This is a genomic window from Bradyrhizobium sp. 142, assembly GCF_023074015.1.
In the GTDB taxonomy this organism is placed as follows: domain Bacteria; phylum Pseudomonadota; class Alphaproteobacteria; order Rhizobiales; family Xanthobacteraceae; genus Bradyrhizobium.
Genome location: NZ_JADPKQ010000294.1, coordinates 94,854 through 117,789, shown reverse-complemented (window position 1 = coordinate 117,789; position 22,936 = coordinate 94,854). Strand labels below are relative to the sequence as shown.

Sequence of the window (22,936 nt, the reverse complement as noted above, 5' to 3'; positions counted from 1 at the left end):
TGCGGGAGAGGTCGGCGCGAAGCGCCGGGTGAGGAACTAATTCTGCCACGGTCATTATTGCGACCGCTGCACAGCCGGCTTCTCGCTCTCCTGCCTTGCCGCCGACAGGTTATGCGCGGTGTTGATCAGTGCGATATGCGTCAGCGCCTGGGGGAAATTTCCGGTCTGGCGGCGCGCAACTGAGTCGTACTCCTCGGCCAATAACCCGACATCGTTCGCGAGCCCGGCCACACGGTCGAACAGCGCCTGCGCCTTGTCGAGATCGCCTGACAGCACATAGGCATCGGCCAGCCACAGGCTACACGCCAGGAACGCGCCCTCGATCGGCTGCTGCTCCTTGGAGACCTCGCGCGGATCATGCCGCAGCGCGAAACCGTCGCGCATCAGGCATTTTTCGACGGCCGCGATGGTGCCGCGGATGCGCGGATCAGACGCCGGCAAAAAGCCGACCGCTGGCAGCAGCAGGACGCTGGCGTCGAGCAATTTCGAGCCATAGGACTCGACGAACGCATTCTGACTTGCGTCAAAACCTCTGTTGCAGACATCGCGGTGGATGGCATCGCGCAGGGTGCGCCAGTGCAGCAGCGGCGCCTTGAAGCCGAAGGTCTCGGCGCTCTTGATGCCGCGGTCGAAGGCCACCCAGGTCATCACTTTGGACAAGACGTAGTGTTTCGGCTGGCCGCGCCGCTCCCAGATGCCGTGGTCGGGCTCGTCCCAGACCTCGGCGAGATGATTGAGCACGGCGCATTCCAGCGCCCAGGTCTCATCGTCGAGCTTGAGCTTGGCCATTCGCGACTGGTGGAACGCATCGATCAGCTCGCCGTAGACGTCGAGCTGGAGCTGCGCATGTGCGGCATTGCCGACGCGCACCGGCCGTGCACCCTCATAGCCGTCGAGCCAGCCCGCCTCCCATTCCAGCAGCCGCCGTTGGCCCCAGATGCCGTACATGATCTGCATGTTCGACGGCGAGCCGGCTGCCGCGCGCAGCAGCCAATTGTGCCAGGCCGAGGCTTCCTCGGTGTAGCCCGAGTTCATCAGTGCCAGCAGCGTGAAGGTGGCATCGCGCAACCAGCAGAAGCGGTAGTCCCAGTTCCGCATCCCGCCGAGCTTTTCCGGCAACGACGTCGTCGGTGCGGCAACGATGCCGCCGGTCGGGGCGAAGGTCAGCGCCTTCAACGTGATCAGCGAGCGCATGACAAGGTCGCGGTACGCCCCGTCATGAGTGGAGCGGCTGCACCAGTCCTTCCAAAATCTTTCGGTCTCCTGAAGCGCGATCTCCGGGTCGATCGGCTCGGGCGGAGCCAGATGCGAGGGGCCATAGCTCAGCACGAACGGCACGGTCTCTCCGGCCTTCACCTCGAATTTGGCAACCGTCGTCAGATCCTCGCCGTGGGTTTGGGCCGGCGTGTGCAGCACCGTCATATCCTGACCGGCGATCGCCAGCAGCGATCCGTCCTCGGAGCGGCGCACCCAGGGAATGCTGACGCCGAAGCCGAATCGGATCACGAGTTCCATGCGCAGTTTCACCGAACCGCTCACGCCGCGGACCAGCCGCACGATGTCGGACGCCTTGCCGCGCGGCGGCATGAAATCGATCAGCGCAACGGTGCCGCCCTTCGTCTCAAAACGCGTCTCGAGGATGAGCGTGGTGCCGAGATAGCGGCGCGACGTACCGATGACGTCCGCGGTGGGCGCGATCAGCCAGCGGCCATTCTTGCGCGTGCCGAGGATTGCGGCGAAGCAGGCATCGGAATCGAAGGCCGGCCAGCAGAGCCAGTCGATCGAGCCGTTGCGCCCGACCAGCGCTGCGGTCTCGCAGTCGCCAATCAGTGCGTAGTCCTCGATCTTCTGAGACAATGTCCTGCGAGCCTCGGAACGAGCCTTTGGAAATCGAGCTCGGAAATCCCCGTGCTTCAACTCCCGCCGGTCAATGAACGTTCCCGTGTCGCGGCCTTCAAGGCCGCGAGATCGACCTTGGAGGCGATCTGGTCGAGCGTGACCGGCAGACGCTGACGCCAGTTCGGATGCTCGTCGATGGTGCCGGGAATGTTGGGCTGGTCGATCACGCCGAGCAGATCCTCCAGCGACACCGCCAGCAGCCGCGACGGCGTGCGCGACAGGAAGGCGAGCACCGAGTAGAGGTCGTTGGCGTTGATGCCGTTCTGATGCAGGATCTCGTCGAGCCTGCCAAGCGCATCCCAGCGCGCCTGGTCGTCTTCGCCGGGATCGAGCCCGAGCGAACGCTTCATCTCGAGATCGCTGAAGGAGCGCCAACCGGCGTAGGTGCACAGATCATGCGTGTTCAGCGTCACCAGCGCATTGGGCCGGTAATGATCGATGTTGCGGAAATGGCCGGCGTCGTCGCGCTCGAACATCATGACGAGGTAGGACCAGATGCCGAAATCCTGCATGGTCTCGCGGAACCCTTCGGGCACCGTGCCAAGGTCCTCGCCGATCACGATGCATTCGTGAGCCACGCTCTCGCGCACCACAGCGGCAAGCAGCGCCTCGAACGGCATCTGCACATAGGCGCCGTTGTCGGGCTTGAAGCCGCGCGGCACGAGATACAGCCGCTTCAAGCCCAGCACGTGATCGAGGCGGATGGCGCCGGAATGCCGCATCGAGGCCGCCAGCATGTCGGCGAACGGCACGAAGGATTGGGCCTCTAATCCGCCTGCGTTGAAGCCGGCCAGGCCCCAGTCCTGGCCGATGGTGTTGAGCACGTCGGGCGGCGCGCCGACGGCGAGATGGCGGGAAATCGCCATCTGCTCGTTCCAGGCATCGAAGCCGTTGGATTGTACGCCGACGGCGACGTCGAGATAGAGCCCGACCCGCATGCCGAGCTGGCCGGCGAGCTCCTTGGCGGCATATAGCTGGCTATCTGCCGTCCATTGCACGAATTCGACGAACTCGACCTCGCGCCTGTCGGGACCGCTGCGCAGCTCGGCGCATTTCGCATCGGTCGGCTGCTGCCATTCCACCGGCCATTCCCACCACGGCCCGGTGAAGCGATGGCGCAGCACCTCGAAGCAGGCAAAGCGGGACAAGAGCGGCGCGCGCGCGGCGCGGAAGGCGTCGAACTGATTGCGGCGGGCCGCCCTCGCGCTTGTCACGAAGCTGTTGAAGGCAGCGCGTAGGGCCAGCCATTTCAGCGCGGCCATATCCGCATAGGGCACACGATCGCCTTCACGGAGCCGCGCGGCGGTCGCGGCGGCGTCAGGGACGAGATCGGCGGAGAATTCCGGGATCGCCTCGACGTCGATGTAGAGTGGATTGAGAAACAGCCGGCTGTTCGGCGAATAGGGACTGCAATCGGCGGGCTGGTCGTCGAACAACACGTGCAGCGGGTTGAGCCCCACACCGTCGGCCCCGAGCTGCTTGGCGAGGTGGACGAGATTCGCAAGGTCGGTGAAATCGCCGATGCCCCAATTGCGATCGGAGCGGACGCTGTAAAGTTGCACGGCGAGCAGCCAGCCGCGGTCGAAATCGCCGCCGAAAGCCCGCTCGGGCGCCACGATCATCGGCACCTCCTCGGTCACGCCCGCGGAATCGGTCAGGGTCAACCGGTGGTAACCGAGCGGCAGACCGGCCGGCCAGGCGATCACAGGCTCGCGCGTCTCACCTTGCGCGATCACATTGGCACTGCCAAGGATCTGGGCGTTGGCGGTGATTTTCCATTGCAGCGGCGCGGCACCGGTGGCCGCGAGCTCGGTGCGCGGATGGCCCAAGGCGCGAACGACAACGGGCCCGCTGACGAACCGATAGAGCCGCTTCTCCGGCAGGGCGTCGAGGATGGATTTGAGGGCGACGGGATCGGTGACCCGCAGCTTTCCGAGGGCATCGACGAATTCGGACTGAACGCCCTTGATCTGGGCTTGAGCTAATAGATCCATTCGGCACGCAGCTTGCAGGCCACTCTTTGGCCGGGGGCATCGATTTTGATGAGGTCGCGGAGGACGTTAGCCAAGGTTAACTCGCAAGCCGCGCCTGCCGTTCCCAGCGGGAACTAATGACACACAAGCGGCTTTCTATATAGGGTATAAAGCCAGGTTCCCGACAAGGGAAAACGGGCGCCTGCTTTCTTGTCAATGGCATCACCGTGAACAAGACAATTCAAACTGTCGAGAGTGCCGCAGCCGGCGGTGCTTTCCTCATCGAAGACATCTATCCGTCGATCGATGGCGGCCGCTTCGCCGTGAAACGGATCGCGGGCGAGCGGATCGAGGTCTGGGCCGACATCTATCGCGACGGCAATGACGTGGTCGGCGCCGTGCTAGTCTGGCGCGGCGAACAGGACCGGGAATGGCGGAGCGAGCCGATGGTCCATCACGACAATGACCGATGGTCCGGCACGTTCACCCCGGTCGAACCCGGTCAATATGTTTATGCCATCGAAGCCTGGACCGACGAATTCGCAACCTGGCGTCATGCCCTCGCGCGAAAGCAGCTCTCCGGCGTGGATATCACACTCGACGCGATCGAAGGTGCCGGCCTCCTGACCAAGGCGCATGGCGCCCGGCAGGACGCTGCGGCAGTCATCGTCAGACAGTGCGAGGACTATCTTCAGACCGGCGAAGTCATGCCGCTGCTTGCAGCCGAGCTTGGCGAGGCCATGGCGGAGAGCCAGTCGCGGCCCGACCTGACCCGCTCGCCGCCTTTGCCCCTGATCGTCGACCGCGACAAGGCGCGCTTCAGCGCCTGGTATCAGATGATGCCGCGCAGCCAGAGCCAGGTACCGGGCCAGCACGGCACGCTGAGAGACTGCATCGCGCGCGTGCCCGACATCGCCGCGATGGGTTTCGACGTGCTCTACTTCACGCCGATCCACCCGGTCGGCCGCACCCGCCGCAAGGGCCGCAACAATTCACAGGTGGCGGCCGAAGGCGATCCCGGCTCGCCTTATGCGATCGGTGCCGCTGAGGGCGGGCACGATGCGCTGCATCCCGAGCTCGGCACGATCGAGGATTTCCGCGCGCTGGTGGCGACCTGCCTCGAATACGGCCTGGAGCTCGCGCTCGACTTCGCCGTGCAATGCTCGCCTGACCATCCTTGGCTAACGCAGCATCCGGAATGGTTCAAGTGGCGGCCGGACCGCTCGGTGCGGACGGCTGACGGGCCCTATCCGGATATCGTCATCCCCGATTTCACATCCGTCGACAGGATCGGGCTGTGGAACGCGTTCCGCGACGCCATGCTGTTCTGGATCGACCATGGTGTAACCATCTTTGCCATCGACAATCACGACACCGCGCCATTCCAGTTCTGGGACTGGCTGATCTGCGACATCCGCCGCCGGCATCCCGAGGTGATCCTGTTCTCCAAGACATACGCGCGGCCGAAGCTGATGAGGGGCCTGGCAAAGCTCGGCTTTACGCAATCGTTCAGCTATTTCCCCTGGCGCACCGAGAAATGGGAACTCGAGCAGTATCTCGGCGAGCTCACGCGCTATCCCGAGCGGGACTTCTATCGACCGAACCTGTTCGTCAACACGCCGGACCTCCTGCCCTATCACCTCCAGAGCGGCGAAGCCTGGATGTTCAAGTCGCGCGTTGCGCTGGCAGCGACGCTGTCGGGCAATTACGGAATCTACAGCGGCTTCGAACTGCTCGAGCATGAGGCCATCCCCGGCCGCGAAGAGTATCTCGATTCCGAGAAGTATCAGATCCGGCAGCGCGACTGGGACAAGGCGGGCAATATCAAGACCTACATCACCGAGCTGAACCGAATCCGCAACGAAAATGCGGCGCTCCGGCAGACCGCCAATCTGCGCTTTCTCGGCATCGAGGATGGCGAGACGATCGGCTTCGTGAAGGAGGCAGCCGATCCGGCGAACACCGTCGTCGCCGCCGTCGCGCTCACGGGCCATGCGCGCGAATTCTGGTTGCCTCTCGGCGACCTCACCGTCGACGTCGGCGGCGAGCGTCGCCACGTCACTGCACTCGAAAATCTCCTCACCGGCGAACAGTCCCGCATCGAATGGGGCGGCATCAGGTTGCGTATCGATCCCGACCGCGATCCTGCGCTCTTGTTCCGCTGCCTGGCGTAAGGGCGCACGCCATGAATGTTTTGTCTTCCGTCGACACCAAGAAGGCTGACGCTGCGGAGATCGTGGATGAGCTCTGGTACAAGGACGCCATCATCTACCAGCTTCACGTCAAGGCTTTCGCCGACAGCAACAATGACGGCATCGGCGATTTCGCCGGGCTGACCGAGAAGCTGGCCTATCTCCAGGATCTCGGCGTCACCGTGCTGTGGCTGTTGCCGTTCTACCCCTCACCCGGCCGCGACGACGGCTACGACATCGCCGATTACGGCGCGGTCAATCCCGATTTCGGGACGATGAAGGATTTCAAGCGCTTCATTCAGGAAGCGCAACGGCGGGGTTTGCGGGTGATCACCGAACTCGTCGTCAACCACACCTCCGATCAGCACAATTGGTTCAAGCGCGCACGGCGCAGCCCGGCAGGCTCGAGCGCCCGCAACTGGTATGTCTGGAGCGACAACGACCAGAAATATCAGGGCACGCGTATCATCTTCACCGACACCGAGAAATCGAACTGGACCTGGGATACCGAGGCCGGCGCGTTTTACTGGCACCGTTTCTTCTCGCACCAGCCGGATCTCAATTTCGACAATCCGCGCGTCGTCAGCGCCCTCATCCAGGTAATGAAGCGCTGGCTTGATGCCGGTGTCGACGGCTTTCGCCTCGACGCGATCCCCTACCTCTGCGAGCGCGAGGGGACGTCGAACGAGAACCTCCCCGAGACGCATGCGATCATCAAGCGCCTGCGCCAGGAGCTGGACGCCTACTCCAAAGGCAAGCTGCTGCTGGCCGAAGCCAATCAATGGCCCGAGGACGTGCAGGAATATTTCGGCCGCGGCGACGAGTGCCACATGGCCTATCACTTCCCGCTGATGCCCCGCATCTACATGGCGATCGCGCAAGAAGACCGCTTTCCGATCACCGACATCCTGCGCCAGACCCCGGACATTCCCGCAAGCTGCCAATGGGCGCTGTTCCTGCGTAACCACGACGAACTGACGCTGGAAATGGTTACAGACGTCGAACGCGACTATCTCTGGACCACCTATGCCAACGACCCGCGGGCCCGCATCAATGTCGGCATCCGCCGGCGCCTTGCGCCGCTGATGGACAACGACCGCCGCAAGATCGAGCTGATGAACTCGCTGTTGCTGTCGTTCCCGGGCACGCCGATCATCTATTACGGCGACGAGATCGGCATGGGCGACAACATCTATCTCGGCGACCGCAACGGCGTGCGCACGCCGATGCAGTGGAGCCCGGACCGCAATGGCGGCTTCTCCCGCGCCGATCCGGCCCGCCTCTATGCGCCGCCGATCATGGACCCGGTCTACGGCTACGAATCGGTGAACGTCGAGGCGCAATCGCGCAGCCTGTCCTCGCTGCTCAGCGCGACCAAGCGGCTGATTTCGGTACGCAAGTCGACGCTGGCCTTCGGCCGCGGCACCATGACCTTCATCCGCCCGTCCAATCGCGCCGTGCTCGCCTATGTCCGGCAGTATCGCGACGAGGTGATCCTCTGCGTCGCGAACCTCTCGCGCGCCGCGCAGGCGACCGAGCTCGACCTGTCGCCGTGGAAGGACCGCATTCCGCAAGAGATGCTCGGCCGCACCCGCTTCCCGGCGATCGGCGAGCTGCCCTACATGATCACGCTGGGTCCCTACGGCTTCTACTGGTTCCAGCTGCTGGAGCGCGACAAGTCCGAGCCGGTGATCCCGCGGGCGGTGCCGGAATTCGAGACGCTGGTGGTGCCGCTCAACTCGACCTGGGTCTCGCTGGCGCGCGAACGCGGCGTGTTCGAGCGCGACGTGCTGCCGGGATTTTTGTCGCGGACGCGGTGGTATCCCGAGCACAATCCGCGGCAGATCCGGCCCACGCTGACGTCGGCGATTCCGTTCTGCGACATCGGCGACAACCGGCCGTGGATCGCGTTCTTCGAAGCGGCACAATATGGCGTTGCGACGCGCTACGTGCTGCCGATGCAGATCGAATGGGTGCGCTTCGACCGCGAACGCTTCAATCCGAAAGCGCTCGCCGCCGTGCGCCAGGGCGCGCGCGAGGGCACGCTGCTCGATGTCGCGACCGACCAGATCTTCATCGGCCTGTTCCTGCGCAACCTGTCGCAGCACTTGGTCGTGGAGGAGAACAATCTGCGGCTGGAGTTCAAGCCGACCAGCTTGTTCTCCGAATACACCGTCAAGGAACCCGAGCGTATTCGTGCGATCGAACAGTCGAACAGCACCGCCCTGGTCGACAACCAATACGTTGCCAAGATCTATCGCCGGCTCGAAAGCGGCATCAATCCCGAGATCGAGATCGGCCGCTATCTGACCGAGGTTGCGCGCTTCACCAACACGCCGGCGCTGCTCGGCACGGCCGAATTGGTCGAAGGCGACCAGCGCAGCACGATCGGTGTCCTGCATGCCTATGTCGAGAACCAGGGCGACGGCTGGGCCGTGACCGCGGGCTTTCTCGACCGCTACGTGGATGAGCAGCGCCTGCTGCCGGCGGGCGAGACGTCGCCCGCAACCCCGGACCAGGCGCCCTATCTGCATCATCTGGCGCAGACCGGCCGACGGCTCGCCGAGTTGCATATCGCGCTCGCCGCCGCAAACACCGGCGATCTCGCCGCCGAGCCAATCAGCCCGGCACACGTCGAGCACTGGACGTCGAACCTCAAGACACGCGCCGAGCACGTTTTCGAGCGGCTGATCGAAAGCCGCGAGGGCTTGCGAGAAGCCGACCGGCCGCTGGTCGATCAGCTCGCCACGGCGCGCGCGGGTCTGTCGGACCGGCTAAATGCGCTATTGCCACCCGACATTCGCGGGTTGAACATCCGTCATCATGGCGACTTCCGCCTTGGGCAAACTTTGATCGTGAAGGACGATATCTTCATCATCGATTTCGACGGCGATCCGCGTCTGCCCCTGGCCGAGAAGCGGCGCAAGGCGCCGGCCGCGCGCGACGTCGCCGGCCTGATCCGCTCGATCGATCTGTCGGCCGCCGCGGCGCTCAACCGTGCATTCTCGGGCCCCTCCGACGAGCAGGAGCGGATCGCAGCTGCGCTCGGCGAGTGGCGCGAGCGCGCCACCTCGACGTTCCTGTCCGTGTACCGCGAGGCCGTGACCGATCGGCGGCTGTGGCCGGAAGACCCGCATTCCGCGGAAGGCCTGTTAAGGTTTTTCCTGCTTGATCAAGCGTTCGACGAAGTAGAATACGAGCTGTCCCACCGGCCCGAAGGGCTCCATGCGCCGCTGAGCGGACTGCTTCGCATTCTGTCCGATACCGAGAGCGAAGCCCATGCCTAAACTGCCCGCCGAGGCCTATGCGATCATCGAGGGCCGCCATTCCGATCCCTTCCACTATCTCGGGCTGCACCCCGAGGGTGGCAAGAGCGTGGTGCGCGCGTTTCTCCCCGAGGCCTCCAACGTCGAGGCGGTCGGCGAGCATGGCGAGGTGGCAAGGCTTGACCGCGTCCACGACGCCGGCCTGTTCATCGGCACCCTGCCCAACGGCTCCAGGCATTACCAATTGCGCGCGAAGTTCGGCGACAATGTCGTCGAGTTCGAGGACGCCTACCGCTTTCCGCCGATCCTGACCGACTTCGACCTCTATCTGCTCGGCGAAGGTACCCATCAGCGCCTCTACGACAAGCTCGGCGCGCATCCGACGACGCTCGAAGGCGTCGACGGCATCGGCTTTGTCGTGCTGGCGCCGAATGCGCGACGCGTCGCCGTGGTCGGCGATTTCAACTTCTGGGACGGACGGCGCCACCCGATGCGGGTGCGCGGCTCCGGCTACTGGGAGTTGTTCATCCCGCACGCCAAGGCCGGCGACCACTACAAGTTCGAGGTCGTCGGACCGCACGGCCATTTACTGCCGCTGAAATCCGACCCGATGGCGTTTGCGAGCGAGTTGCGTCCGAAGACAGCCTCTATCGTCTTCGACGAAGCGCATCTGCCGCGCCCCCGTCCGGCGCCGGACGGCATCAACGCATTATCGGCGCCGATGTCGATCTACGAGGTCCATCTCGGCTCGTGGCGGCGCAAGAACGGCGGCGAATGGCTCACCTACCGCGAGCTCGCCGAGCAGCTGCCGGCCTATGCCCGCGACATGGGCTTCACCCATCTCGAATTCCTGCCCGTAAGCGAGCATCCCTTCGACGGCTCATGGGGCTATCAGCCGACCGGCCTTTATGCGCCGACGAGCCGCTTCGGCACGCCGGAGGATTTTGCTGCGCTGGTCGATGCCTGCCACCGCGAAGGCGTCGGCGTGCTGCTCGACTGGGTGCCCGGTCACTTCCCCGACGATCCGCACGGGCTCGGCAGCTTCGACGGCACATCGCTCTACGAGCACGCCAACCCGCTGCAGGGCCGTCACCTCGACTGGGGTACGCTGATCTACAATTACGGCCGCACCGAAGTGACGAATTTTCTGGTGTCGAACGCGCTGTTCTGGCTCGAGCGCTACGCGATCGACGGCCTGCGCGTCGATGCGGTCGCCTCCATGCTGTATCTCGATTACAGCCGCCCGCCGGGCGCGTGGATTCCGAACCAGTATGGCGGGCGGGAAAACATCGAGGCGATCGCGTTCCTGCGGCGCTTCAACACCGAGCTGTTCGCCCGATTCCCGCAAGCAACCACCGCTGCCGAAGAATCCACCGCATGGCCGCAGGTCTCCCGTCCGGTCGAATTCGGCGGGCTTGGCTTCGGCTACAAGTGGAATATGGGCTGGATGCACGACACGCTGAACTACATCAGCAAGGATCCGATCCACCGCAAGCATCATCACGGCGAAATCCTGTTCGGTCTGCATTACGCGTTCTCGGAGAACTTTATCCTGCCGCTGTCGCATGACGAAGTCGTGCACGGCAAGCGCTCGATCCTAGGCCGGATGCCCGGCGACGAGTGGCAGCGCTTTGCGAACCTGCGGGCCTATTACAGCTTCATGTTCGGCCATCCCGGCAAGAAGCTGCTGTTCATGGGCGCGGAAATCGCGCAAAGCCGCGAGTGGAATCACGACCAGTCGCTCGACTGGCACCTGCTCGAATACAAGTACCATTCCGGCATTCAGGCGCTGATCCGCGACCTCAACCGGCTTTATCGCGCGGTGCCGGCGCTGCACCAGATGGATTGCGACCACGCCGGCTTCGAATGGCTGATCACGGATGATGCCAACCGCAACGTGTTTGCCTGGCTGCGCAAGGGTTTTGACGAGAACGCGCGCTGCCTGGTGATCGTCAACTTCTCACCCAACGTCTATCGCAACTACCGCGTTCGCGTGCCATTTGCCGGCAAGTGGAAAGAGGCGCTCAACTCCGATTCGGCCCATTATGGCGGCAGCAATGTCGGAAACATCGGCGAAGTTCATGCCGTCAATGGCAAGGCGCCCGAGCTTCGCCTCACCATTCCGCCGCTGGCCGCGATCTTCCTCGTTCCGGAAAGCTGACCGATGCGCCTGACTGCTGGATCGCCCGCACGCCTCGGCGCAAGCTGGGACGGACGCGGCACCAATTTCGCGCTGTTCTCCGCCAATGCGCAGAAGGTGGAGTTGTGCCTGTTCGACAGCCAGGGCCGCCGCGAGCTCGAACGCGTCGAATTGCCGGAGCGTACCGAAGACGTCTGGCACGGCTATCTCAACGACGTCTCGCCAGGCCAGCTCTACGGCTATCGCGTGCACGGCCCCTACGAGCCCGAGCACGGCCACCGTTTCAATGCCAACAAGCTGCTGCTCGATCCCTATGCCAAGCGGCTCGCCGGACGGCTGGTCTGGAGCGATGCGCATTTCGCCTACCGCACCGGCAGCGCGCGCGAGGATCTGTCGTTCGACCGGCGCGACAATGCCCGCGGCATGCCCAAAGCGGTCGTCGTCGACGAGACCTTCAACTGGGGCCGCCGCGAGATCCGCCCCCACATCGCGTGGGAGGACACCATCATCTACGAGGCCCACGTCAAGGGCTTGACGCAGAAGCGCCAAGACGTGCCGCCGAACCTGCGCGGCACCTATGGCGGCCTGTCGTCGCCCGCGATGATCGAACATCTGAAGAGGCTCGGCGTCACCACGATCGAGCTCCTGCCGATCCACAGCTTCGTCGACGATCGCATTCTTGTCGAGAAGAAGCTCTCCAATTATTGGGGCTACAACACGTTGTCCTTCTTCGCGCCGGAGCAGCGCTATGCCCAGGACAATGCCCTGGATTCCTTCCGCACCACCGTGGCGCGCCTGCACGATGCCGGCATCGAGGTGATGCTGGACGTCGTCTACAACCACACCGCCGAAGGCAATCACCTTGGTCCGACGCTGTGCTATCGCGGCATCGACAACGCCTCCTATTACTGGCTGAACCGCGAGAATCCGCGCTACTACGACGATTTCACCGGCTGCGGCTCGTCGGTCAACCTCACCCATCCGCGCGTGCTCCAGGTGGTGATGGATTCGCTGCGCTACTGGGTCGAGGTCTGCCACGTCGACGGCTTTCGTTTCGACCTCGCCACCACGCTTGCGCGCGGGCCGAGCGGTTTTGATCGCGGCAGCTCGTTCCTGACCGCGGTCCGGCAGGATCCTGTGCTCGCCACAGTCAAGCTGGTCGCCGAACCCTGGGACCTCGGCCTCGGCGGCTACCAGGTCGGCGCGTTTCCCTCGCAATGGTCGGAATGGAACGATCGCTATCGCAGCGCCATGCGGCGCTACTGGAGCGGCGAAGGCAGCCTGATCGGCGACATCTCCAGCCGCATGACCGCGTCCTCCGATCTGTTCAACCACGACGGACGGCGGCCGCGCGCCAGCATCAACCACATCACCGTGCACGACGGTTTCACCCTCGCCGACCTCTTCAGCTACAACGAGAAGCACAACGAGGCCAATGGCGAGGACAACCGCGACGGCTCCAACGACAACCACAGCAACAATTGCGGTGTCGAGGGCCCGACCGACGATCCGGAAATCCTCAGCCTGCGCCGGCAGCTTCGCAAGAACGTGCTGGCCTGCCTGATGCTGGCGCAGGGCATTCCCCTGATCCTCGCAGGCGACGAGGTCGGCAACTCGCAATCCGGCAACAACAACGCCTATTGCCAGGATAACGAGGTGGGCTGGGTGGGCTGGGACAATCTCGGCAAGGACGGCGACGATATGACCGATTTCGTCGCTCATCTTGCCGACATCCGCCGCCGGTTCTCGCAACTCCGCAGCTACCGCTGGCTCGACGGCCGCCCCGCAGATGGCGCCGCCTATGGCGTGTTGTGGCTGACGCCGGCCGGTGACGAAATGACGGAAAGCGATTGGAAATTTCCGGAAGGAAGGTTCCTCTCCTATGTGATGGGGCCGATGGAACCGGGTGGGGCTGCGATCTTTATCATCCTGAACGCCGCCCCCGAAGAGATCGCATTCAAATTGCCCAACATGACTGGATACAAGAGCTGGCAGCAGATCCTCAACACGACCGAGGCCAAGCTGAACACGATCGACTTTCAGCCCGGGAGCGACAGCAAGGCGCCGCCGCGCTCCGTGCTCGCCTTTGCGGGCGCGCTATGAGGCCATCCTTCGGCGCCAGGCCGACGAAGGAAGGTGTATCGTTCCGGCTATGGGCCCCGGGCGCAAGACGTGTCGATCTTCTGCTCGACAGAAGGCACGCGATGCAGCGCCGGCAGGATGGCTGGTACGTGGCTGACATTTCCGGCCTGACCGCCGGCAGCGCCTACAAGTTCAGAATCGACGACGAAATCGACGTGCCCGATCCCGCCTCGGCGTTCCAGCCCGAGGACGTGTTCGGTCCGAGCGAGGTGGTCGATCATGACGCGTTTGCGTGGCGAGCGCGCGATTGGCGCGGCCGTCCCTGGGAAGAGACGGTGCTGATCGAGACTCATGTCGGCACGTTTACGGCGGAGGGCACTTACCGTGCCATGATCGCCAGGCTCGATCATCTCGTTGCGACCGGCATCACCGCCCTGGAATTGATGCCGCTTGCGGATTTCGCGGGCGGGCGCGGCTGGGGCTATGACGGCGTGCTGTGGTATGCTCCCGACCACGCCTATGGCCGTCCGGAAGACCTGAAGACGCTGATCGACGAAGCGCATCTGCGCGGGCTGATGGTGTTTCTCGACGTGGTGTACAATCATTTCGGCCCCGAAGGAAATTACCTCGGCCGCTACGCCCCGACCTTCTTCACCGACGCCCACACACCGTGGGGCAGCGCGATCGACTATCGGCTGCCGCAGGTGCGCGCGTTTGCGGTCGAGAACGCTCTGTCCTGGCTTACCGACTACCGCTTCGACGGCCTGCGGCTTGACGCCGCCAACCATATCATGGCGATCCCCGGCGAGCAGTCGATGCTGCAGGATCTGAGCGTCGCCACCGGCGAACTCGTCAAGGCGACCGGACGGCACATCCATCTGGTGCTGGAGAACGGCGACAATCGCGCAAGCCTGCTCGATGCAGCGCAGGATCCGCCGAACGGCAAATATCGTGCGCAGTGGAACGACGACTACCATCACGTCTGGCACGTGATGCTGACAGGCGAGCTCGCCGGCTACTATGCCGATTACCAGACGCCGCGCATGGATCTCGCGCGTGCGCTGGCGTCCGGCTTGGTCTACCAGGGCGAAATCTCGGAATTCTGGGGCAAGAAGCCGCGTGGCGAGCCGAGCGGCGAGCTGCCGCCGGCCACCTTTGTCAATTTCCTCCAGAACCACGACCAGATCGGCAACCGCCCGCTGGGCGACCGGCTTGAAAGCCTGGCATCGCCGCAGCAGATCGAGGCTGCGCTGGCGGTGACGCTTCTGGCTCCCATGATACCAATGCTGTTCATGGGCGAGGAATGGGGCTCGACAGCGCCCTTCCCGTTCTTCTGCGACTTCCAGGGCGGGCTCGCCGATGCCGTGCGCAAGGGCCGCCGGCAGGAATATGCTTGGGCCTATGAGAAATACGGCGACGAGGTGCCCGACCCACTCGACTCCGCGACGCTGCAGTCGGCCGTACTCGACTGGACCGGCCACACGGCAGAGCAGGATGCACGGCTCGCTCTGGTGCGAGACCTGCTCACGCTCCGTCGCAAGGAAATCGCGCCGCGGCTGAAGGGCGCGACCTTCGGCGATGCCGAGGCCGCCGACAACGGCTTGCTCACGGCGCATTGGCGCATGGGCGACGGAACGATGCTGCGCCTGACCGTCAATTTGTCCGATCGGGAGATCGCACATTCCAGCAATAACGCGGGCACGCCGATCTGGGGCGGCGCGGCCGGCGACCGGCTTCCACCCTGGTCGGTGGTCTGGCGTCTCGGAGGTTAGCATGCCTCCCGCCATTCCCCTTGCAACCTATCGCCTCCAACTCACCGCGGATTTCGATTTCGACAAAGCCGCTGCGGTGGTGCCTTACCTGAAGGAGCTGGGGATCACGCATCTCTATACCTCGCCGGTGATGAAGGCCCGCAAGGGCTCGACGCACGGTTACGACACCGTCGATCACAGCCAGTTCAATCCCGAGCTCGGCGGCGAGGCCGGCTTCGCGCGGCTGAGCGCGACCCTGGCCACGCACGATCTCGGCCTCATCATCGATTTCGTGCCCAATCATGTCGGCGTGCATTTTGCCGACAATCCGTGGTGGCTGGACGTGCTGGAATGGGGACCAACTTCGCCGCACGCAGTCGCCTTCGATATCGACTGGGACCTGCTGCCCCACCGCGCCCGCGGCGGCGTGCTGCTGCCGATCCTCGGCTCGTCCTATGGCGACGCGCTCGAGCGCGGTGAGATCGAATTGCGCTACGATTCCGATGATGGCAGTTTTTCCGCCTGGTATTACGAGCATCGCCTGCCGATCGCGCCGGAGCGCTATGGCGAGGTGCTGCGGATGATCGTGAAGGACGCTGACGCCGCCGAGACGGAAGCCGGCCAGCGCATGCTCGCGCTTGCAGCGCGCTACACGGGACTGCGTCGTCCCAATCGCAAGGAAGCTCCCGCCTTCAAGAGCGAGCTCAGAGAGATCGCGGGAGGTGCCGATATCATCGCCCGCGGCCTTGGCGCCTATCGCGCGGCAAAGGACCGCCCGGCGCCGACCCTGGCGCTGCATCATCTGCTGGAGCGTCAGCACTACAAGCTCGGCCACTGGCGGCTTGCCTCCAGCGACATCAATTATCGCCGCTTCTTCGACGTCAACGGGCTCGCCGGGTTGCGTGTCGAGGATCCCGGTACGTTCGCGGCCACCCACAGGCTTGTGAAGCAATTGGTCGCCGACGGAAAGTTGCAGGGCATTCGCCTCGACCACATCGACGGCCTGCGCGACCCCGCACAATATTGCCAGCGGCTGCGCCGGCTGGTGCGCGACGCGCAAGGCCCGACCAAGCCATTCTATACCATCATCGAGAAGATCCTCTGCGAGCACGAGCGCCTGCCGCACTTTGCCGGCGTTCATGGCACCACCGGCTATGAGTGGATGAACATCATCACCCACGTGCTAGTCGACCCGAAGGGACTGGAAGCACTGGACGAGACCTGGCGGCAGGTCAGCAACCGGCCGCCGCGGCTTGCGCCTTACGTCAAGGACGCCAAGCGGCGCGTGCTGGAGACACTGCTGACCAGCGAATTCACCGTGCTGACGCGGCTGCTCGCGCGCATCGCCAACGGCCACTACTCCACCCGCGACTTCTCGGCCGACAGCCTGCGGCAGGCGCTCGAACTCTACGTGCTGCATTTCCCGGTCTATCGCACTTATCTCACCACCAGCGCACCGACGGCGCACGATCGCAAGCTGATCGACGAGACAATCGCGCGTGCACGCGCAGAGTGGTTCGCTGCGGACGATGGTATTTTCGACTTCCTGCGCGATGCCCTCACCATGGACCTGCTCAAGCCCGGCCGTCCCCCGCACAGCGCCCCGCGCGTGCGCCGCTTCGCGCTGAAGGTGCAGCAGTTCACCGGACCGCTGATGGCGAAGTCGCTGGAGGACACTGCCTTCTATCAGTTCCACCGGCTGCTCGCCCTGAATGAGGTCGGCGGCGATCCTGCGAGCGCGGGACTTGCGATTCCCACCTTCCACGACGCCATGCAGGCCCGCGCCAGGGAATGGCCGCGCGGCCTGACCGCAACCGCGACCCACGACACCAAGCGCGGCGAGGACGCCCGCGCACGGATCGCCGCGCTCAGCGAGATTCCCGGCGAATGGACCAGCGCGGTATCTCGCTGGAAGGTGTTGAACGCACCGCACCTTGCGCTGCGCGGCAATCTGCGCGCACCATCGGCGACGTTCGAGTACATGCTTTACCAGACCCTGCTCGGCGCGTGGCCGCTTGAGGGACCCGACGCCGGGTTCGTCGAGCGCATCCAGGCTTACGGGCTCAAGGCCGCGCGCGAAGGCAAGGAGGAAACGAGTTGGCTCAATCCGCATGAGGCCTACGAGGCGGGCATAAGGGATTTCGTCGCCAAGGTCCTCGATCCTGCGCAGTCGGGCGAATTCCTGGAGGCGCTGCAAATCTTGGCGCGCCGCGTCGCGCTGCTCGGTGCGTTGAACTCGCTGAGCCAGCTCACCCTCAAGGCGACGCTGCCGGGCGTTCCGGACTTCTACCAGGGCACCGAATCCTGGGATCTGTCGTTGGTCGATCCCGACAATCGCCGCCCGGTGGATTTTGCCGCCCGGCGCGCGGCGCTGGCATCGCTGGAAGCTCCGGACTGGTCCGGCCTGATCAAGGCATGGCCGGATGGCCGGCTCAAGCTGGCTTGGACGCGGCACCTCCTCAAGCTGCGCAACGAACTCGCCGAAATCTTCACGCAGGGCGACTACCAGCCGCTGGAGGTGCGCGGCGCGCATGCCGACCACGTCATCGCCTTCGCCCGCCGGCGCGGCCGCGCCGCGGCGATCGTCGTGGCGGGGCGCCAGTTTGCGCCGTTCACGCAAGCAGGCCGGGAATGGCCGGTGCTCGAGCAATTTGACGCAACTATCGATATCACGGGCCATGCGGCGAGAGGGCTCGCCGGCAATGAATTGCCGATTGTGCAGGCCCTTCGCGATTTTCCTGCCGTTGTCATCGCGGCGCGCACGACAGGCGCCGCAAAGGCTACACGACAGCGCGCCCGCCACTGAACACTACTGCGGGGAGTTTTGTTGAATCGATGCGCGCGGCGGAGCTGGAATCACCTCTCCCGTAGGGAGAAGTCGGAGCGCATCGAAAGATGCGATCCGGGTGAGGGGTTACAGTCTCACTGGATGCCGCAGCCCCTCACCCGGATTGCACTGGACGATGCTTCGCATCGCCAGGCGCAATCCGACCTCTCCCCGCTGGGGAGAGGTGAACTGCACACCGAAGCTAATTTCATAATGCTCTATTTCCCACCGTCCTTCGTCAGCAGCAATTGCCCGCGCTTGCGGATTGTGGCCTGCGCCATTTCGGCGAAACGCTGCAACAGCCACGGCAGCACCACCTCGACCCGGACGCTATCGTCGCCGACGTCGACCTGTCCGGTCGCGGTCTGTCCAAGCGCGCGGATGCGGAAATTCATCGTGTCGCCGCTCCAGCGCTCCTCCTCGACCTGCATCACCGGAATACTGGCTGCGGCACGGCCCAGGCCGCTCTTGAGCCGGCGCACCGCTTCTTCGCGGCCGAGACGATGGGGAATTGAAACGACGAGCGGTGCGGACATGATCCTGCCCCGTGTTGATTGATCCTCAACTCATTATGTCGGCCGCGCAGGCAAAGGTTCCATGCGCTTCGCCCTGTGGAACTTTCAAACCTGCAGCAAGTTGCCGTGAGCACAACGGACAAACACAACCCTTTCCGCAAAAGGGCTGGAGGAGATTCGCATGTCTATTGGTACAATTATTCTGATCATTCTGGTCATCGCCCTGCTCGGCGGCTTCAGCGGCATCGGCGGCGGACCGTTCTACGGCACCGGCTATTACGGCGGCGGCGGCCTCGGCCTCGTGATCATCATCCTGCTGATCCTGCTTCTGCTCGGACGGATCTAGCCAACCCGTACGGTGGGTCAACCGCAAGGCGTAACCCACCTCGTTTTTGCCTGCAGAAACAGACAGCAGTGGGTTACGCTTCGCCACCCTACTTCAGTTGTTTCGCTTTGGCCGCGAGCTTCTTCATCGCCGATTTGACCGGCGCGGCCGCATCGTCATAGCCCTCCCACGCCTTCGAGCGCGCCAGCAATCCCGGCACGGTCCGTAATGTGTATCGTTTCGGATCGAGATCGCCCTTCACCTGCGTCCACGTGACAGGCATCGACACAGTCGCCGCGTCGCGCGCACGGGGCGAGAGCGCCGCCACCGCCGTCGACATCCGATCATTGCGCAAATAGTCGAGGAAGATTTTTCCGTTGCGCAGCTTCTTCGACATGTTGAGCAGATAGCGCTCGGGATCGTCATCGGCCATCCATTGGCAGACGCCTTGCGCAAACGCCTTGGCTTCCTTCCAGCTGACCTTGTCGCGCGCGCCGTAGAGCAGCGGCACCACGACGTGCAAGCCCTTGCCGCCGGTGGTTTTACAAAAGCTGTCCATCCCAAGATCGGTCAGCCGCTGCCGCATCTCCTTAGCCGCTTCGACCACGCCGGCAAATTCCACATCCGGCGCGGGATCGAGGTCAAACACCAGCCGGCCCGGCGTGTCATAGGCGTAAGGCGCACAGTTCCAGGGGTGCAGCTCCACGCCGCCGATCTGCGCCACGGCCGCAAGCCCCTCGACGCGGTCGATCTGCAGATAGGGCTTACGGTCGCCGGAGACCCTTGCGAGCTCCAGAAGATTCGACGTCCCCTGCATCGCGTGGCGCTGGAAGAAGCACTCGCCCTTGATGCCATCAGGCGCGCGGATCAGGGAGCAGGGCCGCCCCTTGAGATGAACGATCATCCATCCCCCGACGGCTTCGAGATAGCGCGCCAGATCCAGCTTGGTGACCGGCTCGCCATCACCGCCGCCGGGCCAGAGCTCCTTGTCCGGCTTGGAGATGACGACACCCATCACCTCGGCATTTTGGCCGTTCTGTTTCGGGCGCCCTGCGGACTTCGCCTTCGCGCGCGACTTCGTCCGGGTGTCGGTGTAAGGCTCGGCCAGCTCGGTATCGACGGGCGTTTCCGCCTCGACCTCCTCGGCCGGCTTGTCCTGCCGCAGCCCCTTGAAGGCAGCTTGGCGAACGTTGCCGTCGGCGGTGAAGCCGGCGAACTCGATCTCCGCGACGAGCTCCGGCTTCAGCCAGTGCATCTCGCGGGTTTTCTTTGGCGCATTCTTACCGCCGAATGGGCTTTGCTTGGCTTCTGCCGCCTTCAACAGCGGCATGATGCGCTTCACCTTTTCGGCGCCGAAGCCGGTACCGACCATGCCGACAAACGCGAGGTGATCGCCGCGATGCACGCCAGCCATCAACGAGCGGAATTTGCCGTTGGTGGTTTTCCAGCCGCCGATCACGACTTCATGGCCGGCCCGGCATTTTGCCTTGGTCCAGCTTTCGGTCCGGCCGGAGCGATAGGGTGCGTCGAGCTTCTTGGACACGACCCCTTCCAGCTCGAGCTTGCAGGCCGATCGCAGCACCGCATCGCCACCGCTCTCGAAATGCTCGACATAGCGTGTCTGGCTCGATTTCCGCTTGCGTGCTTCCAGGAATTCCTTGAGACGCGCCTTGCGCTCGCCGAGCGGCAGGCGGCGGCAGTCGAGACCTTCGACAAAGAGAAGGTCAAAGGCGAAGAAGATGAGGTCTTCGGTCCTGCCATCGGACAACGCCGCCTGGAGCGAGGAGAAGTTTGGCGCGCCGTTATGGTCGAGCGCGACGATCTCGCCGTCGATCATCATATCCGGCAGCGCGCCCGCTTCCTTCACAATCGAGGCGAACTTGTCGGTCCAATCGAGGCCCTTGCGGGTCTTCAGCGTCGCCTTGCCGTCCTCGACGCGAAGCTGAACACGGTAGCCATCGAACTTGATCTCGTGGCACCAGCCTTCGCCGGGTGGCGGGCGTTCGACCGACGTGCAGAGCTGCGGCGCCACGAAGTCCGGCATCTCCGAGACTTTCTTGGCGGTCGCCGCCCTCTTGGCCGCCTCCGTTGCTTTCCTGCCGCCCTTCAGCGCCGTGCGTGGTGCCGGCTTGACGGTGCGCCCCTTCGGCTCCTCGGCGCGGTCGGACTGCCAGATCGCATTGGCCTTGCCCTTGCTGCCAGTCGCCACCATGAAGGGCTTTGGCGCACGCCCCTTGCCCTCGGCGATCTGCTCCATCGCGCGGCCGGAGGCGACCGACTTGTCTTCATCGAGAATGGTGTTGTCCTTACCCTCTTGCGCATACTCGTCGCGATGCTTGATCAGCAGCCAGTTGGTGCGCTTGCCGCCGCTGCGGTCGTTGCGCATCCGCACCAGCACCCAGCTGCCATGCAGCTTGTCGCCGTGCAGCGTGAACTTCAGGTCGCCCTTCTTGAAGCCGCGTTCGGGATCCTCCGCCTCCCAATAACCGCGGTCCCACAGCATCACCGTGCCGCCGCCATACTGGCCTTCCGGAATGGTGCCTTCGAAATCGCCGTAGTCGAGCGGGTGGTCTTCGACCTCTACGGCCAGCCGCTTGTCGTGCGGATCGAGCGACGGTCCTTTCGTCACCGCCCAGGACTTGAAGACGCCGTCGAACTCCAGACGAAAATCGTAATGGAGCCGCGTCGCATCGTGCTTTTGAATCACGAATCGCCGCTGCTTCGACGGCGCCACCGCCGTCGCCCCGGAGGGCTCGGGCGTGATCTCGAAGTCCCGCTTCTTGCGATAGGTGGAGAGGTTTCTCAGCACGATTGGTCCTGCATTCTTGCGCGCGCGTACTCAAGCCTACCATGGCCAAAGTCCGACCCGGAACCAAAACCCCCAACCTGGGTTGGAGTTCCGAAACGCCTTGAAAACGCTGGAGAATGGAATGGCTCCCCGCGCCTATTGGAAAGGGACGCTGAAGCTCTCGCTGGTGGGCTGTCCGGTGGTGCTCTATCCGGCCGCGACCGCGGCCGAGAAGACCCGGTTTCACCTGATCAACCGCGAAACCGGGAACCGGCTGAAGCAGCAGATGATCGATTCCGAGACCGGCGACGTCGTCGAGAGCGAACAGAAGGGGCGCGGCTACGAGTTGCGCAAGGGCAAATATGTCGAGATCGGACCGGAGGAACTCGAGGCGGTCCAGATCGAAAGCAATCACACCATCGACATCGAGAGCTTCGTGCCGCGCGAGGAGATCGACAAGCGTTACCTCAACCATCCCTACTATATCGCGCCCGACGGCAAGGCCGCGGTCGACGCCTTTGCGGTGATCCGCGACTCCATGAAGGATCAGGACCGCGTCGCACTCGCCAAGATTGTGCTCACCAACCGCGAGCATGTCATGGCGATCGAACCGCTCGGCAAGGGCCTGCTCGGTACCACGCTGCGCTATCCCTACGAGCTGCGCGACGAGGACCAGTTCTTCGACGACATCAAGAACCCGAAGATCACCAAGGACATGGTCGATCTCGCCAGCCACATCCTCCACACCAAGGCCGCGCATTTCGACCCAGGCAAATTCAAGGACGAGTATGAGGATGCGCTGAAGGCGCTGGTGAAGCGGAAGGCCAGCGGCAAGAAGATCCAGCTTCCGGAGCCCGAGGAGCGGCCGAGCAACGTCGTCAGCCTGATGGATGCGCTGAAGCAGAGCTTGAAGCGACGCGGCGGAGGAAAGTCCGCCAAGTCCCATGCACGCCGGGCGACCGGGCGGCAACGAGCTGCGAAGAAGGCGCACCGTTCGACGGCGCGGCACCGCAAGGCGAGTTGATTTGCGCCGTCATTGCGAGGGAAGCGGTCGCGGTAGGGACGCTCATTGCTGAGCGCCCCCCGCACAGATCCGTACGTGCGGCTTTCCCGCATACGGCTCCCACCTCGGGTGAGTGACGGCGAAGCGTGCTCGCGGCCAAGGATGACGGATGTTG

12 protein-coding genes are annotated in these 22,936 nt (G+C 64.0%); 8 read left to right on the top strand and 4 right to left on the bottom strand.

Going from position 1 to position 22,936, the window contains the following annotated elements:
* Positions 1 to 54 precede the first annotated feature (54 nt).
* Both IVA82_RS26325 and malQ read right to left on the bottom strand, forming a co-directional pair.
* A complete protein-coding gene (locus IVA82_RS26325) occupies positions 55 to 1,857 on the bottom strand; it encodes a glycoside hydrolase family 15 protein (protein WP_247389775.1) in 1,803 nt (600 codons plus the stop codon).
* 56 nt (positions 1,858 to 1,913) lie between these two features.
* On the bottom strand, positions 1,914 to 3,893 hold the full coding sequence (gene malQ, locus IVA82_RS26320) for a 4-alpha-glucanotransferase (protein ID WP_247389774.1): 1,980 nt from the start codon (positions 3,891 to 3,893) through the stop codon (positions 1,914 to 1,916).
* Between the two features lie 206 nt (positions 3,894 to 4,099).
* On the opposite strand from malQ, the gene IVA82_RS26315 reads away from it, so the two are divergent.
* Genes IVA82_RS26315 through treY form a run of 6 tightly spaced genes read left to right on the top strand, consistent with a single transcriptional unit; the run spans position 4,100 to position 18,109 of the window.
* Positions 4,100 to 6,046 (top strand): maltotransferase domain-containing protein, encoded by a 1,947-nt coding sequence (locus IVA82_RS26315; RefSeq protein WP_247389773.1) that lies wholly within the window; start codon positions 4,100 to 4,102, stop codon positions 6,044 to 6,046.
* 11 nt (positions 6,047 to 6,057) lie between these two features.
* On the top strand, positions 6,058 to 9,351 hold the full coding sequence (gene treS, locus IVA82_RS26310; RefSeq protein WP_247389772.1) for a maltose alpha-D-glucosyltransferase: 3,294 nt from the start codon (positions 6,058 to 6,060) through the stop codon (positions 9,349 to 9,351).
* The gene (gene glgB, locus IVA82_RS26305; RefSeq protein ID WP_247389771.1) at positions 9,344 to 11,491 is read left to right on the top strand and encodes a 1,4-alpha-glucan branching protein GlgB; all 2,148 of its coding nucleotides are present in this window, start codon (positions 9,344 to 9,346) and stop codon (positions 11,489 to 11,491) included. Before treS ends, glgB begins: the two co-directional genes overlap by 8 nt.
* Before the next feature lie 3 nt (positions 11,492 to 11,494).
* Complete coding sequence (gene glgX, locus IVA82_RS26300; RefSeq protein WP_247389770.1) at positions 11,495 to 13,573, top strand: glycogen debranching protein GlgX; 2,079 nt, start codon at positions 11,495 to 11,497, stop codon at positions 13,571 to 13,573.
* Positions 13,570 to 15,324 carry a malto-oligosyltrehalose trehalohydrolase gene (gene treZ / locus IVA82_RS26295; RefSeq protein ID WP_247389769.1) on the top strand — a complete coding sequence of 585 codons (1,755 nt, stop codon included), beginning with the start codon at positions 13,570 to 13,572 and terminating at the stop codon, positions 15,322 to 15,324. Before glgX ends, treZ begins: the two co-directional genes overlap by 4 nt.
* Before the next feature lies 1 nt (position 15,325).
* Positions 15,326 to 18,109, top strand: coding sequence for a malto-oligosyltrehalose synthase (gene treY / locus IVA82_RS26290; protein WP_247389768.1), 2,784 nt, complete (start codon positions 15,326 to 15,328; stop codon positions 18,107 to 18,109).
* 239 nt (positions 18,110 to 18,348) lie between these two features.
* Here the strand turns inward: treY and IVA82_RS26285 are convergent, their stop codons facing one another.
* Complete coding sequence (locus IVA82_RS26285) at positions 18,349 to 18,666, bottom strand: polyhydroxyalkanoic acid system family protein (RefSeq protein ID WP_247389767.1); 318 nt, start codon at positions 18,664 to 18,666, stop codon at positions 18,349 to 18,351.
* 160 nt (positions 18,667 to 18,826) lie between these two features.
* On the opposite strand from IVA82_RS26285, the gene IVA82_RS26280 reads away from it, so the two are divergent.
* Positions 18,827 to 18,991 (top strand): DUF3309 family protein, encoded by a 165-nt coding sequence (locus IVA82_RS26280; RefSeq protein ID WP_084292022.1) that lies wholly within the window; start codon positions 18,827 to 18,829, stop codon positions 18,989 to 18,991.
* Positions 18,992 to 19,079: 88 nt separating this feature from the next.
* Here the strand turns inward: IVA82_RS26280 and ligD are convergent, their stop codons facing one another.
* Positions 19,080 to 21,779, bottom strand: a complete 2,700-nt coding sequence (ligD, locus tag IVA82_RS26275) for a DNA ligase D (RefSeq protein ID WP_247389766.1) — start codon at positions 21,777 to 21,779, stop codon at positions 19,080 to 19,082.
* A gap of 121 nt (positions 21,780 to 21,900) precedes the next feature.
* Between ligD and IVA82_RS26270 the strand changes: the two genes are divergently transcribed.
* Positions 21,901 to 22,782: a Ku protein gene (locus IVA82_RS26270; RefSeq protein ID WP_247389765.1), complete on the top strand. Its 882-nt coding sequence runs from the start codon at positions 21,901 to 21,903 to the stop codon at positions 22,780 to 22,782.
* Positions 22,783 to 22,936 lie beyond the last annotated feature (154 nt).

Excerpts from the sequence above, each read along its gene's own strand:
- treS (WP_247389772.1), top strand. The coding sequence starts at position 6,058 with ATGAATGTTTTGTCTTCCGTCGACACCAAGAAGGCTGACGCTGCGGAG.
- IVA82_RS26280 (WP_084292022.1), top strand. The coding sequence starts at position 18,827 with ATGTCTATTGGTACAATTATTCTGATCATTCTGGTCATCGCCCTGCTC.
- IVA82_RS26285 (WP_247389767.1), bottom strand. The coding sequence starts at position 18,666 with ATGTCCGCACCGCTCGTCGTTTCAATTCCCCATCGTCTCGGCCGCGAA.
- malQ (WP_247389774.1), bottom strand. The coding sequence starts at position 3,893 with ATGGATCTATTAGCTCAAGCCCAGATCAAGGGCGTTCAGTCCGAATTC.
- treY (WP_247389768.1), top strand. The coding sequence starts at position 15,326 with ATGCCTCCCGCCATTCCCCTTGCAACCTATCGCCTCCAACTCACCGCG.
- treZ (WP_247389769.1), top strand. The coding sequence starts at position 13,570 with ATGAGGCCATCCTTCGGCGCCAGGCCGACGAAGGAAGGTGTATCGTTC.
- IVA82_RS26270 (WP_247389765.1), top strand. The coding sequence starts at position 21,901 with ATGGCTCCCCGCGCCTATTGGAAAGGGACGCTGAAGCTCTCGCTGGTG.
- glgX (WP_247389770.1), top strand. The coding sequence starts at position 11,495 with ATGCGCCTGACTGCTGGATCGCCCGCACGCCTCGGCGCAAGCTGGGAC.
- glgB (WP_247389771.1), top strand. The coding sequence starts at position 9,344 with ATGCCTAAACTGCCCGCCGAGGCCTATGCGATCATCGAGGGCCGCCAT.